Below are 17,387 nucleotides of genomic sequence, written 5' to 3'. Positions count from 1 at the left end.
GAGACTTACAAATTGAGTTTAACTAAGATAGTCAGACTGAATGCAAAAAATGCCTTACACTTTAAACTTCTCCGTAATCCGCTTCATCGCCTCTTCGACATTCTCCCGGCTGTTAAACGCCGAAATGCGGAAGTAACCTTCACCCGCAGCACCAAAGCCAGAACCAGGTGTTCCTACAACGTTGACAGTTTGCAGCAACTTATCAAAGAATTCCCAACTGGATAAACCATTGGGAGTTTTCACCCAAACGTAAGGTGCATTTACACCACCATAAACTGATAATCCGGCGGCTGTGAGTTTCTCGCGGATAATTTTGGCGTTTTCTAGATAAAAACTCACCAATTCCTTGATTTGCGCCTGTCCTTCTTCAGAGTAAACCGCTTCCGCTCCCCGTTGAACGATGTAAGAAACACCATTAAATTTGGTAGACTGGCGGCGATTCCAGAGTTTCCATAGTTCCACATCGGAACCATCGGCGGCTTTTCCTGTGAGTGTCTTCGGTACTACAGTTAACGCGCAACGGGTTCCTGTAAAACCTGCATTCTTGGAGAAAGACCGAAATTCGATCGCAACTTCCCTTGCACCTTCAATTTCATAAATTGAGTGGGGAATCGACGGATCGGTAATATAAGCTTCATAGGCTGCATCAAAGAAAATAATCGAGTTATTAGCTTTGGCATAGTCTACCCATGCCTTGAGATATTCCTTGGTAGCAGTTGCGCCAGTGGGGTTATTGGGAAAGCAGAGATAAATTAAATCGACTTTCTTTGAGGGAATCTCGGCGGTGAAGTTGTTATCAGCCGTAATTGGCAGATAAACTAAACCCTCAAATTCGCCTTTATCATTGGCATCCCCAGTATTTCCCACCATCACGTTAGTGTCTACATACACAGGGTAAACTGGGTCGGTAACGGCGATTATATTGTCATGACCAAAGATTTCCAGAATGTTGCCTGTGTCGCACTTGGAACCATCAGAAATAAAGATTTCCGAGGCATCTATATTGGCTCCCCGTGCTTGGAAATCTTGAGTAGCAATTTTCTCCCGCAACCATGCGTAGCCTTGCTCAGGGCCGTAGCCTTTGAAGGTATTGCGATCGCCCATTTCTTCCACAGCCTTTATCATAGCTGTGCGGCAAGCCTCTGGCAGCGGTTCGGTGACATCGCCAATGCCCAAACGGATGATTTTAGCATCAGGATTCGCTTCTGCAAAGACATTCACCCGCCGAGCAATTTCTGGAAACAGATAACCCGCTTTCAGTTTCAGGTAGTTGTTGTTAATAGTTGCCATTATGTAGATTATGAAAAACGCCCTCAAATAGCTTACTGCTAATTTATGAGGGCGATAACTTTGTTATGGAGAGTGAAGAAGGGAATAGGGTAAAGGTTACAGGGTACAGATTATTCCCTATCACCTGCTACCTGTCACCTATCACCTCTTCCCAATTAGACATTTACCGGCTGTTTATTCTCAGCTGAATAATTGTTGCGATCGCTAATTACAAACTCCGTGACGGTTTCTCTTCCTGTAATCAATCTTGCTCCGCGATTACGGGTGAAATAGCTCCATGCCCACTGAATCATTACTACTAATTTGTTGTTAAATTCAATTAAGAAGTAGATGTGAATAAATAGCCAAAACAGCCATGCAACGAAACCTTTCAGCTTGGTAAAGCCCAAATCTACCACAGCAGAATTGTGCCCAATCATTGCTAAACTACCATGATCGGTATAAGCAAAGGGTGGCAAATTTTTACCTGCAAGCCTGTTTTGGACTAATGCTGCTACGTATTCACCTTCTTGCTTGGCTACAGGTGCAACACCAGGTAGCGGTTTACCATTTTGATGAGAAAAATTTGCTAAGTCGCCAACTACAAAAATATTGGGATGTCCCTTAATACTCAAGTCAGGTTCAACGATAATCCGTCCAGCGCGATCGCACTCTGCACCTGTGTGTTCTGCTAGCACTTTTCCCATTGCCGAAGCTTTCACACCTGCTGCCCATAATACCGTTTTTGAGGCAATTTCTTTAACTTCATCGCCTTGTTTGAGGGTAACAGTATCATTTTCGATATTCGTTACCAGTGTTTTTGTCTGAACAACCACCCCTAAGCGCGTCAGGGATGCTTCGGCTTCTTGTGATAACTCTGGTGCAAAGGGTGGCAAAATCCGATCCAGCCCTTCTAATAGCAAAATTTTGGCTTCTGATGTGTCAATGTTGCGGAAATCTTCTTTGAGAGTTTGGTTTGCCAATTCTGCGATCGCACCAGCTAACTCTACACCTGTTGGCCCACCACCCACAATTACAAAAGTTAACCAAGCACGGCGTTTTTCTGGATCGGTTTCATTTTCTGCGGCTTCAAAGGCCGAAAAAATCCGGCTACGCATTTCTATGGCATCTTCTACAGTTTTCAAGCCTGGGGCGAATTCTTCCCAGTTGTCTTTGCCAAAGTAGGAATGCTTTGCACCTGTGGCGACAATTAACGTATCGTAAGCTATTGCTTCGTCGCCCACAATCACTTTTTGCGCTTCTGGATCGATATTATTCACCTCTCCCAGCAGCACTTTCGTATTCTTGCTCTTGCTGAGGACAGAACGCAATGGTGAGGAGATATCAGCCGGAGATAGCGCACCTGTAGCGACTTGATATAAAAGGGGTTGAAATAGATGAAAGTTACGTTTATCAATCAGAGTAACGTTTACTGCCGCTTTGGCGAGTGTTTTTGCTGCATAAAGTCCACCAAAACCACCGCCAACAATAACTACTTGATGGGGTGGATTCTTGTCAAGTGAATTTACCATAAGAAATATTATCGTGTATGCCGACTATTGTAACTATTCTTAACAGATTTGTATCAAAAATGTCATCATATATTTTGTATTGCTCTTTACATTTGAAAAAGTATTAAAGTAATCAAAACTACAAGATAAACAAAATTTTTTAAGAGAAAGGTACAGACAATAAGAGTTTGGAATCTTTCAATCCCTGTTTATCTGTGTAGATTTATCAAAGGTAGATGTAGAATTTATGCAATTTTAATCAGAAATAGTTGACTCTGGTGTTTGTGGCAAACGTGGTGAATGAGTTCGCCGCCAACGCCTAAAGCCATAGACAAGAGCAACAAAAATTAACAAATAGGGGCTGTAAACAATTAACCAAATACCCAATTTGAGTAAGCCAACGGAAAATGCACTCAAAGAATGGGTAGAGTTATTCCAAGTTTCCTTAACTTGCAAATCCAAGGCAGGTTGGGGACTGGTACTAGAAACTGCTGCTTCTAGGTTCAGCGTAATAGTGGAATAAGCAACTTGATTTTGTAAGCTTTTTAGTTGGGCATCAATTTGTTCTATAGTTTGACGGACATTACTCAATTCTTGGGAAACACTAAGCACATCTCTCACAGAACCAGCCCGATCCATAATTTTTTGCAAATTGGCTTCAGTTTTCTGCAAATTAGTTAATCTAGCTTGGAAATCCACAAGGCGATCGCCTACATCTTCGGCAGTAATATTACGACTATCAACAGTGCCTAATTTAGCTAGTTGTTCTAAAGTAGGTTCTAGCCGATTCTCTGGTATCCGCAATTGAATTGTTGCTGTGTAACGCGGGTTGTCATTTTTGGGTTGTTGTTGTTTCAACCCGATTAAATCCCCTTGCTGTTGATTGATAATTTGCGAAACAGCATCAACAGTCTTATCTACAGAGTTGACAGTCAAAGAGATTGCTGCCTTTTTGATCAGTTGGGGACGAGAACGGTTTATTGGTGAAGCTTCCGCCTTTTGAGAAATACTGCTTTCACGAGCAGATAATTGATTTGCCGCGCCATCTGCTGCCATTTGAGGTGCAGACTGATTTGTTGACCGATCCGAAGAAGCGCAACTGGTGAAAATTACCCCTCCCAATAACGCACTTATAAATAAAGCAGATGTGCGCGGTAATTTCGTCGAAGTATACATAATCTATCCTCAGATGGATGAATTTAACCCTAGTATTACTGAATAAAAACTCAAAGCCTGTATTGTTGCAATTTATGTAACAGGGTTAGTCATTTTTATTTACAAAGCTTGATGAGATATCTCAAAAAGATTATTAGCAAGTCATTTGACGATTATTTCAAAAAATATCTGCAACAAGTCTGTTTGCCAGTAGGATCGTAAAATTGCTTTTTGGTAGTTGCTATTTTTGAAATTGTTTGATTTTGAAAACAAGTTGGATCTGCGATCGCCAGTGCAAATCTGCCTTTATACCAATTCAGAATCCCCTACGGGATCTTGTCGGTCAAAATTCTCTGGCACTTTCAGCAGCCTGTCTCAATGCTAAAAAAGCTTCTTTTAGAGGTTGGTTAACGGCACTGTCTGGTTCTGTTAACACTAGCTGTTGGTAGGCTGATAAAAATTGCGATCGCAATCGATGGAACAAATGCAGAAAGTGACGTACAAAGCTGATGCAATCCAAAACCACAATCTCTATGCCATCTGTACGGTCGTACATACTTGAGGCATATTCCTGAATACCTTCTTCGATCGCATCCGTCGTGATAAAAATATAGTTGTCAACCCGCTTGCCTGTGCTGTTGATTTTTTGCAAAGCACGGTCAATATCTGCTAAGGTGACGCGTCGGGTCTTCATTTCATAGCTGGTAATCACCTTCTCATCATCAACTAAAGTAATTTCCAAATCTCCCAAAGCTCCAGTCTGCTCGTCTGCTGCATTGTGGGATTCTAAAGGTAAAAAACGCTCCCCAATATATTGTTCTGCTACTTGATAGGCAGCAGCAACAATTAGTACAGGAAGACGGCTTGAACCTCGGCAAGCCAAATGCTGTTTCAGGAGTGTGATAATTTCCTCTGCTGACAAAGGTATTGCGTCTTCCGACTTTTTCAGGTCGGCTAGTAGTGTTTCCATGCGCTGCCGCTTCTCGTTCCGAGCGATAATTAAACAGCGAATAGTTTGGGCTAGGAGTTCCTCAGCAGTTATTCTGCCTTGATGAACATCATCAAGTAATTGCAGGGCGGCTTCGTAGAGTTTGGGCGGTCGTCCCACCAGATTCACTGCTGGGGTTAAGGTGATGTTACGGTTCCGCAGGGCAGGGGTGAGGAACGCAGTAGTGGGATTACAGGGCAATTCGTGCTTGTTAATGAATGCTGTGATGTAACTTTCATCGTAGTATCGTCCAGAGTAAGCATCTGGTGTGCCTATTTCGGTGTAAGGCTTGCGGATATCAACATTCCCACGGTGAATTGCTGCCAAAGAGCAGGCCAGCAACAAACGAACTACAGCACGATTGCCTACATAGCGCGATACATAGTCAATTTTTTCGGCAATGCTGGGGTTGGTGACAATCGGTTGGACTATCGATGCTTCGGCTTTTTGTAAAGCTACATCAAGGATAGCTGCTGGGGTTGTGGACATGGAGCGATTTCTTCAACAGTAAGTGTGGAGGCTTGCGGGTCATAATTGAGCCAAAGTACTTCTTGCCGTAACTGCTTGATGGAATGGCAGTGTTTCACAGGCGCTTTAATGCAGTTCCAGTCACCATATAGTTCTTGCATCAAGGAACAATCATAGCCTGAAAGGGCAACTTTACCTTTAACTGAACGCAAAACATCCGCTAGTTGCCGATGCTGGTCGTCGGTCATTTCATAAGCGTAAGCCTTGCTATCCCCACGGGAATCGTGCGGGTAGGGAGGGTCACAGTAAAATAATGTTTCTGGACTATCGTAGCGTCGAATAATATCAATTGCTCGGTCGTTTTCAATTTGCACGCGTAGCAACCGTTGCACGATTTCGGGTAGATCCTCAACACTACCAAGCCACCGGGAAACTGCACCAGCCATTCCAGCGCGGCTAGTAAGTTTGCAGTGCGCCCATCGTCCAACACTGGCGGTTTGTGCCAAGCCTGTTCTCACTTGTCGCGCCCGGACGAAAAATCGTCTAGCCTTTTCCAAGTTTGACAAACTCTCTTCTTCTTTAGCTATAGCAGTCCGAAATTCTTCACGCGAAAATGGGGTTAAACCAATCGCCTCAATGAGTTGGTCTTTTTGGTCGCGTAGTACGCGAAAGAAGTTGACTACCTGTCCATCAATATCATTGTAGGTTTCCACAGGTGATGGCTCCCGGTTCAACAACACGGCTGCTGAACCACCAAAGGGTTCGCAGTAGTGGGTCGTTTTTGACAACAAGGGTAAAAGCCAGTCTAAATGACTGTACTTGCCGCCATACCAACCAAATGCAATTTTCTTTGCCATGAAAGCCAACCTCAAAGGGATTGCTTTACCCGAAACCGAGGATAAGGGTAAAACGCAATTTATTATATAGTGTTGAGAAATAAAGTATAAACAAACAAGAATACTTACATTATTTTTTCAGAGAATAATCTATTATTCTTTTTCGGTAAGGCGATCGCCAACAGTATTAGATACGTGTAATTTTCGGCAAAATAGTCTGCAAAAGTTTATCCTATCTGAGTTTTCGCAATTATTTTCCAGCCTTACCATAGAGAACAGTATATACTCTGTGCTAGCAAACACATTAAATATAGACTTAAGCCAATGCTTACTTCATATTTATGGAAGCTTCAATTATGGAATTGAACACAACTAAGAGAAAACTAAGCAACAAGATTTGATTATCTGCTAAAAAGCTGATGTATAAGAGTTTCAGATAGCCATTCTTTCGTAACAATCTTGCGCGGTTGCAGCTAGATCAATAGAAAAGTATGAGTCAGTTTTATTATTAAAAGTAAATCCTTACTGTTACTCATGAATTCTTAGTAATTTGTTTACTTCTTTGACACTAGAGCGTAATCCCCAGGTTACGCTCTATTGCACATGATATCTTATCCCTCTTCTGTCACTTTCCCGGAGGGCAATCGCTAGAAGCCTGATGAGGCAATCAATACAAGCTATACTATTAGAAAAAAATTAGTCTTGAATTTGTTATTAGAAAAGAATCGCGCGATCGCTTGCTATACAAAAGCTCTAGAATTCAGAAATGGCAAATGTTTTCGGAGACTGACAGAAGAGGGTTATGGTAGCTTACCTTATCCGTACTTCAGTTTTAATTGAGATAGATAATACCAGGAAAATCATCAAATGATACACCATCACCAAGAGTTGTGTAGCTACCTGAGACTACTCCCCCTGCTCCGCGAAAAGCCCAACCTGTGTAAGTTTTCAAAATTAAAATGTTACGGGAATTAGGGAAGTACCTGTTGACATATGTCCAACCAAACTTTGCTCTGCCATAAGCTTGTGACCCAAAGCCGACAATATCTTCTGTTGACCTTACATGGGATTGTATGAGTATAACAGTACCAAAATCGCCACCTATATCAAATAAAGCTCCTCCATTATAAGCGGTCTGTGAAAGTTCTCTTGTGTCATTTGCGCTTTCATACAGCCTAATCCCAGCAATTTCTAATGTTGCGTTCTTCCCTACAAAGACACGTTCTGGAATACGACGATTACCTGGGTCATCGTTACCATGCCAGGATAGTGCAGGAGTTTTCGTCATATTAATTTGAACTTTAAGTGAGTCTTCTGTAGGACCGTTCTCGTGTGGCCCTGTAATCGATAATGTATGATTTTCGGGAATGCTAAATGGATGGTTCCATTCAAAGTTTAATCTATCACCTGTATCCTCTAACTTAAAGCGAACATTCACTACCTGATACCTTGCTACTAAGAATTCAAGCTGTTGTCCTAAATCAATAGAAGTGTGAGTGCTATCTAAAGTGAGTTCAAGAGTATTTGTATTGGTAGATGATTCTTGTAGCCCAATTATGTTTCTTTTACTACTTATTGGAAATCCAATGTCGGCAACTTCACGTGTAATTTTCCGATTTTTTTGAAAAAGTTGATGGACTGCATTAAATTCACCACTGATAATTCTTCTTAACTTAATCTTTTTAGGTTTAATTTTTTCTTCTTCAATTTCCCATTCATAGTTTGAGTATGTTTGAAGCAAGTCTTTAAGTTCAGACCTCATTTTGTCTCTTGTTTGACTACTAAAATGTTGAAAATTAGCACTTTTGGACTCTTGCTTCATCTGATTCGTCAAATCAGAAGTAAATTCCGCCGAACCTGCGGCTTTAGCTGAACCACCAAAAATTTTGAAAACATTGACACTTGCTCCTGTGTCAACACTACCTTTTTTATTTTGATATTCCCGATCCAATTTCTCTAACAATGATTCACTAGTGTTTGAGCTTGTATTATCTCGAAAGTCTTCTTCTGCTTTGTCTAAAACGCGCTCTATTGCACTAGTCATAGCCTCTGTTGTAGATGTTTTCTCTCTCGTGATTACATCAGGATCAAATGACTTTTTGCCAATAAAAATATCAGTATTACCAGATGGTGGAAAATCTACTGCTACAACCTTAGTTAGATCGTCAAGAAATCTGTCAAGTAATTTATTTTTATCATCAAGTGTTAATTGTCTAGCTCCTGGCTCCTCACTTTCAGTGACAACCGTAATATTGATACGTCTTAAAATACTCTGCAATGCATCTCAAATCTGATCGATTGTAAAATACTGATTGTTCGCATCAATGTTTTCGTCAGCATTCTTGTCATTAACAAAGTTTTTCCAGTCAACTCTTTTGAAATCACTAGCACTGATACTAATTACATCGTCAGTTATATTTACAGAGGGAATAGTTAATACGATATAGAAGTCCTCATTTTTATTTTTGACACGCTCGGCAAATTTATTTGCTGCCGCTACATCAGAAAACTTAAATTTAGCCTCATGCTGTTCGCTTAACGGAATTAAAGCTAATCCAGTATTAGGATAAATATAAAAACCAACATCTTCTGATTCAGGTTTTATTTGAATACCAATTATGGGTATCAAGCCAATTTGAGAATTTCTCAGTTTATCATCATTAATTCGAGCTTTTACTTCATTCAAAACCAAATTATGTAACTGTTGCGTGAAGCATTGAAAAAGCACTTCAACTGTTGTTCCGTCAACTATTACTGTTGGTTGTTTTGATTCATCAGATACTAAAGAAAATAAAGGAGTATAATAGAACCTTTGTTCGGAAACTCCATCGGTTACTTTTGCATCTCTATAAACGTTAACAGTGCTATTCTGATAGCTAGGGATAGTAGCAAATAGCTCAGTGACAATTGAGAAACTCATAATTTTATATTCCGTGATTTTGTTAGTGTGTTATTGAGGTAAAACAAATCTAAATTGAAATTAGATAAGCTTTACTACTGAAGATGTGAAAAGCCTCCGATAAACTAGATATAGCAAGTTTTTTAGCCGCAATTACCTTCAAAAATATTGTCTGGCTGTTGTGCCATCAAACTGGCACATTTGACGAGAGAATGGGATGTTTATACAAAGCGATCGCTCAATCATAATAATAGCTATCATTTCATATTTTATTGTTGCTAACGCTTTGTATCAAACATCCCTTCCCACGCTCATTAAAAGTGAACGAGACCCATAATCCTAGTTTGAAAAATTCTCGATTGTAGGTTTGGGCATTTATAATTGCAGATACGACAGCTACTCACGAGCATTCAGTTAGTCTTTCTACCAGAGATGGCAGATATACCCGCCCAATTGCTATAAAACCTAGATCCATCCATTCGCCTATAGGACTGTAACCGACCATTTGAAATGGAATTAGTGCAGGAAGGCTGCCAACAATAAATCCTCGGCTACCCTGAATATTTAACATCAATTTACTGTAGATTAATGCGAAAGGATCTTCATTTATATTGTCATTCCATCCCACTTTTTTAACGAAAGCTTTTGTTGCTTGCCACTCGTTTTGTTCATTCTGTTTGATTTCTTCCCAGATTTGCTGTTGAATGCTGAAACCAAACTGCTTATTGCTAAAGTCCAGCCATAGTTTATCTATTGTTTTTAAGTCTGTGCAAGGAAAGTCCTTGAAGGAATACATATAACCTGACTGAGAATTGTATTTGCTCAGAATGTCTTTGGTTTCCTTATCAGCTTTTTCCCATTGTTTCGCTTGTAGCAAATCTCGTAAGGGTCTGTAATCAATGCCTGCTTCAGACTTGAGTTCGTCCATACTTTAACCTACCCTAAAAAACTTAAGATGGGCATTGATCTGACTCTCTCGGCTCATGCTATCTTGATGTTTGCAGTTCACTGAGAACCCTAAGTCACAATATTTTTGATACATCCGTTTGCAATAGACAGAAATTTTATAGATAATTTATCTTGAGATATTATACAAACGTTATACGTGTATTTACTAAAACATTCGTAAATATATATAAACTTATGTACATTTTTCTATTAAACAAGTTGAGAATAATTTGCCATTCTTTCTCGGTAAGGCGATCGCCACCATTGCAGTATCGCTCATTAACTTGGCCTTTTTCTCGTTGATAGTTCATCTGTGGTTACTCAATTTGAGGTACAATCGTAAGCCTGCGAATTAATGACCATGCTTGCTGACAGGAGATGCTTCTATGGCCCGGATGTATTATGACGAAGATGCCAATTTAGACCTTTTGGCTGGAAAAACTATTGCTATTATCGGCTATGGTTCCCAAGGTCATGCCCACGCTCTCAATCTCAAAGATAGTGGTTTGAATGTGATTGTGGGACTATATCCGGGTAGTAAGTCAGTTGCAAAAGCTGAAGCAGCTGGTTTAACTGTGAAAAATGTTGCAGATGCCGCTAATGCTGCTGACTTCATCATGATTTTGTTACCTGATGAAGTCCAAAAAACGATTTACAAAAATGAGATTGAACCCAATCTAGAAGAAGGGAATGTGTTGGCTTTTGCCCACGGGTTCAATATTCACTTTGGGCAAGTTGTACCACCGGCTAACGTAGATGTGGTGATGGTGGCACCAAAAGGGCCGGGGCATTTGGTACGACGGACTTATGAAGGTGGTGAAGGCGTACCAGCGCTGTTTGCAGTTTATCAAGATGCTAGTGGTCAGGCACGCGATCGCGCCATGTCTTATGCTAAAGGTATCGGTGGTACTCGCGCCGGTGTTCTCGAAACGACTTTCCGCGAAGAAACCGAAACAGATTTATTTGGCGAACAAGCGGTATTGTGCGGTGGTTTAAGTGCTTTAATCAAAGCCGGATTTGAAACTTTGGTAGAAGCTGGTTATCAACCAGAATTGGCTTATTTTGAATGTCTGCATGAAGTCAAGCTGATTGTTGACTTGGTTGTAGAAGGTGGTTTAGCCAAAATGCGCGACAGCATTTCTAACACAGCTGAATATGGCGATTATACGCGTGGCCCGCGGATTGTCACCGAACAAACCAAAGCGGAAATGCAGAAGATTCTCAGCGAAATTCAATCTGGGCAATTTGCACGGGAATTTGTTTTGGAAAACCAATCTGGTAAACCAGGATTTACCGCCATGCGTCGCAAAGAATCTGAACACAAAATTGAGGAAGTTGGTAAAGATTTACGCGCTATGTTTAGCTGGTTGAAAAAAGCTTAAGAAAAGAATGTAGAGACGTAGCAGTGCTACGTCTCTACAAGGGTTATGGTTGCAGCATATTTAATTTATCAAGATGTCTATTTGCTTTAGATTTTAAGATAATCTGCAATATACTCACCGTAGCGATCGCGCAAAATTTGTTCCCGGAATTTAAATCCTAATATATTCCCTCGACAAGATAGAGATCCGCACAAGCACCCGAAGGTAGCAATTGTTTCATATTCAGTGGTTTCGTAGTCCCAGGTAATCTCCTCACCTGCTTCGATATCGCTCAAAGCAACGAAGTCATATCCCCCAAACTGATTGTTCCTTACCCCAGTATTTGGATCGCAAGAATGGTTGGTGACAATAGCAGGCTCATTTAAGTTGATATGCAAATTAAAATCCATCTGAACGGAATAAATTGTTCGTTCGGGAACTGCTTCAATTAGGATACCCACTACGACGGTTTCCCCTTTTGGAAATTTTTTTGTAGCAAACACTCCTTGTCCTTTTGCTGTTTCCTGAATCGTGACATGAGAATTTAGCTTTGCATCTGAAATCGACTCTGTTGTATTCATAGATAAAGACCCACTATGTTTAAATTTCTTGCGGCTTCCAAGTTTAAAACTTGGCCTAATTAGATTTCACTTTCTAGCTAACTGTCCGTTAAGCTAAACTTGATTCATTTTTCTAGAATGATTCGTTTGTAGTAAGCGGCTCCAGCCCTACTTTTATGCAACTGTAAATGCAGATTAACTTAACTACTCTGTACCTCAAATTTTGCTTCTGGCTCAATCTTTTGAGGGCTTTGACTTAGAACCAGAGCAAATAAGACAAGAATCGCGCCAATTAGACCACGTATTCCCAAATGTTCTCCAAGTAGCGAAAACGAGAAAATTGTGGCGAACAATGGCTCAAGTGTATAAAGTAAGGCTGCTTCATCAGATGAAACCCATTGCTGTGCCAATGTTTGAAACCAGATGACAGCAGCCGTCGATACCAGCCCTAAGTAGAGAATCACTCCCCAGTGCTGGCGGATTACCTCAAATTGGTTAAAGATTTGCGTGTTATTCCAGAGTACCCCTAGCACCGCAACGAACATAAGTTGAACACTGGTGAGTGGTAAGGTGGGGTGACGGGGTGCAACTCGCTCTAGGAAAATTAGGTAGGCTGCATAGATAAAAGTATCAACAAACATCAACAGATCGCCAATTCGTAGTTCTCCCCCTTCCCAAAACATGATACCAATACCAATCACAGCTACTCCAGCGGTTAGGAAAGTTCTCAACAGTACGCGCTTACCACTCAGCCATCCCAGCAGAGGGACAATGAGTGCGCTCAAACTGACAATGAATGCCGCCCGGTTTGCTGGTATGGTCTTGAGTGCAATTGTTTCTATAGCTAACAAAAAGAAAAGCAAAAGCCCTAGTACTGTACCATCACGAAATAAAATTGCGTTAATATTACGTAAATTTAGGGCAAAAACTGCTGCGGCTATGACAAAGCGGCTGGCAATCAATGCACTTGGTGAAAGGCTGCTAACTATGTCTTTAGTCAATGGAAAAGTTGTAGCACCGCTTAGATTTACAAAAATAAGCAGTATTATTCCTTTGAAACGCAAGGTATTTTCAGGTGGCATCAAACTAATTGATTGAATAATGTTTCTTTACATCCATAGAGAATGCGATCGCATAGATAATTTTGGTTTTGTTCTGTCCTGTTAGTGACTTTAGAATCTAGGATTTTTAGTTGGCAAAGTTCTACTAATCCGGTCAGCATAATTTCATATCTTTTTCCATAGTGCAATTAAAAGGTAAAGTAAATTCAGATTAATCCAATCTAAACTGTACCATTAACTGTGTTATGTTTAGAATTTATGATTATTTAAAATCCGGTAGTAAAAAAATCCTATCATTAGGTGGGTAGCGATAATATAATTCCAAACGTAAGGAAGTATCTCGATCGGGGCGTTTGATAATATCATTATTTTGTCATTTTGAGAGGCATCCCAAAGACAAAACTTAGTTGATTGCCTAATTTACCTAAATCTGCTAATAATGCCGTAATTGCTCAACTCCAGATATCTGCATGAGAACCTTGAGGCAATACTGTTCGGTTAAGACAAGAGACGCGATGAATCGCCGTCTTTACAATAATTATATTTTTTCGGTGTCATTATTCATAGATGACTGAATAGTTATATGCTCGATAAAACTCACAGGAAACATAATTCCCGGCTTCTTGGTAGGAGGATTCAGTGTGTTGAATATTCTGTCCCAAAATCCCTGAATGCCATAGTTTCCATTAAAGCAAGTGTGATGAAGATCGTGGAAATCTGATGGAATAAAAAATATTGACAAAGTACTATGACCTTCTAAGTTGTAAGCATTGCCTATAACGCTCCATGCACACAGTTGAGTGATGTCATATCCAAATATAAAAATCGGCAAAACATCAGCGATCGCAACAATAACATATTCGACCAAACTCTTGTGTCCAGCAACAAAACTTGATGAGTCACGAAACTCATGATGTTTAAGATGGATTTTCTGCAAGAATCTTGTGTGCAAGAGGCGATGAGCAACATAAAAACAGAAATCAGCAGCAACTATTCTCATCAAGAACCATCCAAAGTTTAAGAGTAAGCTATTTCCTCTATGAACCTCTGGAGCTAGATATAGAATAATTAATGCTGATAGAAAAGCTTTAATTTCTCCTGTAATGATGCCTTGGACTGTAAAAGAAGGAAATGGTTGATTTTTAACTGTCTTGACTCTTGCAGTCAGCTTATCCCTTAAAACATCGTTGCTTTTAATTCCTTTTTCAATGAAAATGCCAATACTATAAAATGAGATAGAACCAAGGAGCCAGTACAAAAGCACCTGCGTTATCAAGTCGATCTCAATATTGTTTAACAGCAAATAAAATACCTGCTGAACAATCGTACAACTAATAGCGATCTTGAGATAGAATTCGATCTCAGAACAGAAATTCAAAAGCTTTTGCATCTCTGTAACCTTATAGTATGTGACTGAGGCATATTCTGTTAATCTTTAATATCTTGAACAATCCGAAAACCAGCGTGTTGATAAAAATTGGGACGGAACCAGTTGCGGTAATATTTTAAAGCTTCTGTACCATTAGTTATCCAACATCCTCCTAACATCATTTGATGTTTATCATCAAAAAATATCGCAGAATTATCTTCATAAAGAAAATGAGGTTGATATCCTGGAAGAGGGTTTAAGTTATTACTCAACCATTCCCAAACATTCCCACGTAAATCGCACAATCCCGAAGAACTTTTGGCTGTTTCTAACATTCCAACGGGGCTAGGTGAGCCAAATTTTAAATTGAGATTATAATTTTCGACATCATCTAATGAACTATTACCATAAGTTGCTAAATGGTATTCTGCTTCACTCATCAAGCGAGTATCTTTTCCTTGCCAACGACAATAAGCCATTGCTTCATAATGATTAACTTCCACAGGCCAATCTAGGGGTAAGTCAATTTCATCAAACATGGCTCGATATTTGTAGCTACCATTTTCATGTAACCAAAATTTGGGACATTGAATATTGTATCGAGTTTTCCAATTCCAAGATTCTTCATCCCAATAATCTTGATTTTCGCAACCACCAGCTTTGACAAAATAGATAAATTCGCCATTAGTAATCAAATATTTGCTGGCGAAAAAGGGTGCAACTTCAACAGTGCGATCGCCATAATCAATATCCCATCCATAAGTCGAATCATCTAAGGCTTTTCCGAGTTTTACTACTCCACCAGCGACTTCGAGCATTTGGTTCTGAGAAGTGTAACCATTAAAAGGAGCATATTGCCAATTTTGAGGACGTTTTACTCTCTCAATTGGTAATTGGCGAATTAACATCGAAGAAGTTTCAATGTGAATACGCTGGTGTTCAATCCCCATCATTAAAGCCCAAAGAGGATGATTGGGATGAATTGGCAGAGTAATTGGGGTTGTCTTAATTAGTTCGGAAATTACGGAATATGCTTGTTCTCGATACTCCCAAGTTTGTGAAACTTGCGGCCATTCCAGATGAGCGATCGCTGCATTCAACTCTTCTGGTTTTTCTGGATCTACTCCAATTTCAAACAAAATTTCATACTCTGGATTGAGGCGTTTTTCTAATAACCCCACCTGAATTAATTTATTGATGTAGAAAATTGCCGAATGTCCCAGGTAAAAAATTAGAGGATTTCTCAAAGGGTCAGGATTGAGATAGAATGTCTCTTCCCCAACTAGACTTTTCAATAATATATCTTCCAGTTGCCAAGCATTCTCAAAGTAATTGAGGATCGCTTGGTTGTTACAACTATCAAGTTTTGGAGGTTGAGCAGATTGTAGACTATTCACGATCTAATTCCTATTATTGAACAATGAAACAAATTAATTATCTATAAATCCGATTTAATTTCTGAATTTACTTGCATAGGTAAGGAACACGGAAGAAAAAAATAGATATATACTGAGTTTTTTGAAGAGACAAATATTAATCCTATAGGATGTGTTAAACACAATAGGATTAAAGGAGGGATCAAATAAGATTCTTAAATATGACAGATTTATTATTTAATAGCAATACTTATTGTTCGATATTAGTTTTTTAAATATTACTAAAACTTTATCGATTTAGTGTAGTAACACCGTAGATTTGAATAATTAAATTATCAGCCAACAAGTCATTCAGTGTGAATGAACATAACTATATTATTAAATGTAAAGACTCTTGAAACTATTACTAATGAAAAATTACAACTATCTAAAGAGAGTTTTATTTGTCTTAATTTATTTAAAATTAAGTGAAAAATAATTGTAGGTTGAGTAGCAAAGCCCTCACTACAAACCTTTAATTGTTTACGTTGTCCTACTTAGGTGAGTAAAGTAATGACTACAACTTTGCAAGATACATCTCCAATTATCATTGCACACCGAGGTGCTAGCGGCTATCGTCCAGAACATACTTTAGCTGCTTATGAATTAGCGATCGCACTTGGGGCTGATTATATTGAACCTGATTTAGTTTCCACCAAAGATGGTATTTTAATTGCTCGTCACGAAAATGAGATTTCTGAAACCACCGACGTTGCAAGCCATGCAGAATTTGCTCATCTTCAAACCACTAAAATAATTGATGGCGAATCAAAAACTGGCTGGTTTACTGAAGACTTTACCCTCACAGAACTGAAAACACTACGAGCCAAAGAGCGAATTCCCCAAGTGCGATCGCAAAATACCACCTATGATGGACTTTTTGAAATCCCCACACTGCAAGAAATTATCGATTTAGTCAAGGTTAAAAGTGGCGAAATTAATCGCACAATTGGCATTTACCCAGAAACTAAGCACCCAACTTACTTTCAATCTATTGGGTTAGCCTTAGAAGCACCCCTACTTGCAACTTTAACAGCCAACGGTTATCAGGGAGCTAACGCACCTGTTTTTATTCAGTCTTTTGAAGTAGGTAATTTACAAGATTTATCCACAAAGACTGATTTACCTTTAGTACAATTGCTGAATAACAGTGGTAAACCTTATGATTTTGTCGTTAGCGGCTGCGAACGCACCTATACAGATTTAGTCACAGCATCAGGTTTAGAAGAAATTGCCACATATGCACAAGCGATTGGAATTCATAAAAATTTACTGGTTCCTAGAGACAACAATGGTAAATTGCGTAGACGCGGAGCGGCTTGTCGCCAGATATCGCCTACATCTTTAGTAATAGATGCTCATGCGGCTGGTTTGCTGGTTCATGTCTGGACTTTCCGCAATGAAGACTGTTTTTTGCCACTGGATTTTCAAGGAAATCCCCAAGGCGAATATGAACTATTTTTCAGCTTAGGTGTTGATGGCGTATTTAGCGACTACCCAGATACGGCAGCTTTCCACCCTACAGTTCAGTGGTAATTTGGTAGGGG

The 17,387-nt window shown here is 39.6% G+C and carries 16 protein-coding genes; 2 read left to right on the top strand and 14 right to left on the bottom strand.

The window, feature by feature from the left end; all coding sequences use genetic code 11:
* Nucleotides 1-54 precede the first annotated feature (54 nt).
* The 9 genes from V7K84_RS31365 to V7K84_RS31325 all read right to left on the bottom strand — a co-directional run bounded on the left by V7K84_RS31365 (nucleotide 55) and on the right by V7K84_RS31325 (nucleotide 10,385).
* The gene (locus V7K84_RS31365) at nucleotides 55-1,290 is read right to left on the bottom strand and encodes an LL-diaminopimelate aminotransferase (RefSeq protein WP_334844029.1); all 1,236 of its coding nucleotides are present in this window, start codon (nucleotides 1,288-1,290) and stop codon (nucleotides 55-57) included.
* 155 nt (nucleotides 1,291-1,445) lie between these two features.
* Entirely contained in the window at nucleotides 1,446-2,801 is a 1,356-nt protein-coding gene (locus tag V7K84_RS31360; protein ID WP_334844028.1) for an NAD(P)/FAD-dependent oxidoreductase, read from the bottom strand.
* Nucleotides 2,802-3,035: 234 nt separating this feature from the next.
* Nucleotides 3,036-3,956, bottom strand: a complete 921-nt coding sequence (locus V7K84_RS31355) for a DUF4349 domain-containing protein (RefSeq protein WP_334844026.1) — start codon at nucleotides 3,954-3,956, stop codon at nucleotides 3,036-3,038.
* Between the two features lie 322 nt (nucleotides 3,957-4,278).
* Nucleotides 4,279-5,412: a restriction endonuclease, SacI family gene (locus V7K84_RS31350; protein ID WP_334844024.1), complete on the bottom strand. Its 1,134-nt coding sequence runs from the start codon at nucleotides 5,410-5,412 to the stop codon at nucleotides 4,279-4,281.
* Complete coding sequence (locus V7K84_RS31345) at nucleotides 5,379-6,248, bottom strand: DNA adenine methylase (RefSeq protein WP_334844022.1); 870 nt, start codon at nucleotides 6,246-6,248, stop codon at nucleotides 5,379-5,381. The genes V7K84_RS31350 and V7K84_RS31345 overlap by 34 nt, the downstream gene beginning before the upstream one ends.
* A gap of 811 nt (nucleotides 6,249-7,059) precedes the next feature.
* Nucleotides 7,060-8,505: a hypothetical protein gene (locus V7K84_RS31340; RefSeq protein WP_334844020.1), complete on the bottom strand. Its 1,446-nt coding sequence runs from the start codon at nucleotides 8,503-8,505 to the stop codon at nucleotides 7,060-7,062.
* Nucleotides 8,506-8,511: 6 nt separating this feature from the next.
* Nucleotides 8,512-9,147, bottom strand: a complete 636-nt coding sequence (locus tag V7K84_RS31335; protein WP_334844018.1) for a hypothetical protein — start codon at nucleotides 9,145-9,147, stop codon at nucleotides 8,512-8,514.
* Between the two features lie 379 nt (nucleotides 9,148-9,526).
* Complete coding sequence (locus V7K84_RS31330; RefSeq protein WP_334844016.1) at nucleotides 9,527-10,054, bottom strand: GUN4 domain-containing protein; 528 nt, start codon at nucleotides 10,052-10,054, stop codon at nucleotides 9,527-9,529.
* Between the two features lie 160 nt (nucleotides 10,055-10,214).
* Nucleotides 10,215-10,385 (bottom strand): hypothetical protein, encoded by a 171-nt coding sequence (locus V7K84_RS31325; RefSeq protein WP_334844014.1) that lies wholly within the window; start codon nucleotides 10,383-10,385, stop codon nucleotides 10,215-10,217.
* Nucleotides 10,386-10,460: 75 nt separating this feature from the next.
* Between V7K84_RS31325 and ilvC the strand changes: the two genes are divergently transcribed.
* On the top strand, nucleotides 10,461-11,456 hold the full coding sequence (ilvC, locus tag V7K84_RS31320; protein ID WP_322697670.1) for a ketol-acid reductoisomerase: 996 nt from the start codon (nucleotides 10,461-10,463) through the stop codon (nucleotides 11,454-11,456).
* 86 nt (nucleotides 11,457-11,542) lie between these two features.
* Here ilvC and V7K84_RS31315 read toward each other — a convergent pair whose 3' ends face one another.
* The 5 genes from V7K84_RS31315 to ovoA form a co-directional block, all read right to left on the bottom strand.
* The gene (locus V7K84_RS31315; protein WP_334844011.1) at nucleotides 11,543-12,016 is read right to left on the bottom strand and encodes an SET domain-containing protein; all 474 of its coding nucleotides are present in this window, start codon (nucleotides 12,014-12,016) and stop codon (nucleotides 11,543-11,545) included.
* Between the two features lie 179 nt (nucleotides 12,017-12,195).
* A complete protein-coding gene (locus V7K84_RS31310) occupies nucleotides 12,196-13,077 on the bottom strand; it encodes a DMT family transporter (RefSeq protein WP_334844009.1) in 882 nt (293 codons plus the stop codon).
* Nucleotides 13,077-13,217 (bottom strand): hypothetical protein, encoded by a 141-nt coding sequence (locus tag V7K84_RS31305; RefSeq protein WP_334844007.1) that lies wholly within the window; start codon nucleotides 13,215-13,217, stop codon nucleotides 13,077-13,079. Before V7K84_RS31305 ends, V7K84_RS31310 begins: the two co-directional genes overlap by 1 nt.
* Nucleotides 13,218-13,594: 377 nt before the next feature.
* Nucleotides 13,595-14,446, bottom strand: coding sequence for a sterol desaturase family protein (locus V7K84_RS31300; RefSeq protein WP_334844005.1), 852 nt, complete (start codon nucleotides 14,444-14,446; stop codon nucleotides 13,595-13,597).
* Nucleotides 14,447-14,484: 38 nt separating this feature from the next.
* Nucleotides 14,485-15,822: a 5-histidylcysteine sulfoxide synthase gene (ovoA, locus tag V7K84_RS31295; protein ID WP_334844003.1), complete on the bottom strand. Its 1,338-nt coding sequence runs from the start codon at nucleotides 15,820-15,822 to the stop codon at nucleotides 14,485-14,487.
* A 531-nt stretch (nucleotides 15,823-16,353) separates the two neighbouring features.
* Here ovoA and V7K84_RS31290 point away from each other — a divergent pair.
* Entirely contained in the window at nucleotides 16,354-17,376 is a 1,023-nt protein-coding gene (locus V7K84_RS31290; protein ID WP_334844002.1) for a glycerophosphodiester phosphodiesterase, read from the top strand.
* The last annotated feature ends 11 nt before the right edge of the window (nucleotides 17,377-17,387 follow it).

The organism is Nostoc sp. (assembly GCF_036917315.1).
In the GTDB taxonomy this organism is placed as follows: Bacteria; Cyanobacteriota; Cyanobacteriia; order Cyanobacteriales; family Nostocaceae; genus Nostoc.
This window is presented reverse-complemented; position numbering and strand designations above follow the sequence as displayed.